This window comes from Xenorhabdus sp. IM139775 (genome assembly GCF_028598745.1).
Lineage (GTDB): Bacteria > Pseudomonadota > Gammaproteobacteria > Enterobacterales > Enterobacteriaceae > Xenorhabdus.
Genome location: NZ_JAQRFK010000200.1, coordinates 1 through 1123, shown reverse-complemented (window position 1 = coordinate 1123; position 1123 = coordinate 1). Strand labels below are relative to the sequence as shown.

1 protein-coding gene is annotated in these 1123 nt (G+C 34.4%); it reads left to right on the top strand.

What is annotated here, in order from left to right; all coding sequences use genetic code 11:
- Positions 1-1123: recombinase family protein (locus PSI17_RS16970; protein WP_273553077.1), on the top strand; the 1123-nt coding region annotated here is incomplete at both ends.

Sequence of the window (1123 nt, the reverse complement as noted above, 5' to 3'; positions counted from 1 at the left end):
CTACGATGTTAGTCGATTTGGCCGTTTTCAAGATATTGATGAGGCAGGTTATTACAGCCATCTTTTTAAAATGAATAGAGTAGATGTGATTTTTTGTGCCGAACACATACCAACAAAAGAACATCCCCTTGAAGCAATGCTTATGCTAAGTATTAAGCGAGCAGCAGCAGCAGACCTCAGCAAGAATCTTTCGGACAAAGTTTATGCTGGCCAAATTAATCTAATTAAACGTGGTTATCATCAAGGGGGACTTGCAGGATACGGGTTAAGGCGACAGCTCATTGACGAAAAACATAATCCCAAAGAAATTTTATCCTCCGGAAAACGGAAAAGTATTCAAACAGATAGAGTAATTTTAATTCCTGCTCCTAAAAACGAACGAAAGATAGTGAATGAGATATTCGACATGTTCATTTTTAATAATATGCCAGAATTCATAATAGCGAACCGACTCAATGAAAGAGGTATTGAAGCAGAAAACGGAAAATCTTGGACAAGAGCAAAAATCCATCAAATATTAACTAATGAAAAGTATATCGGCAATAGCATCTATAATAAAACATCATATAAGTTAAAACAGAAGTTTATAAGAAATCCTGAGTCTGAATGGATAAGGTGCAACAAAGCTTTTAAGCCAATAGTATCAGAGAGAAAATTCCTTTTAGCCAAGAACATCATACTCGCGCGATCTTATCATCTAACTAATGAACAGCTTTTAGACCATTTGCAAAGAAAATTGAATGAGAAAGGCAAACTTTCAGGTTTTATAATAGACGAGGATGATCAGGGACCATCAAGTTCAGTATATAGAAGCAGATTCGGGGGACTATTACGTGCATATGAAATTATAGGTTATAAACCTGAACATGATTATAGCTACATTAAAATCAACAAAGAGCTAAGAGAATATTACCATGATACGATTGAACGAGTAGTGAAAAATATAGCCGCATTTAACAATATTGTTGATAGCCAATCCAAATACCCACTATTATTAGTCAATGAATATATTAGTATCTCGCTAATTATATCAAGATGTAAAAAGCTACAATCTGGTAAACTACGTTGGAAAATAAGGTTTGAAAACTCATTAAGTCCAGATATTAGCATCGTTATTCGTATG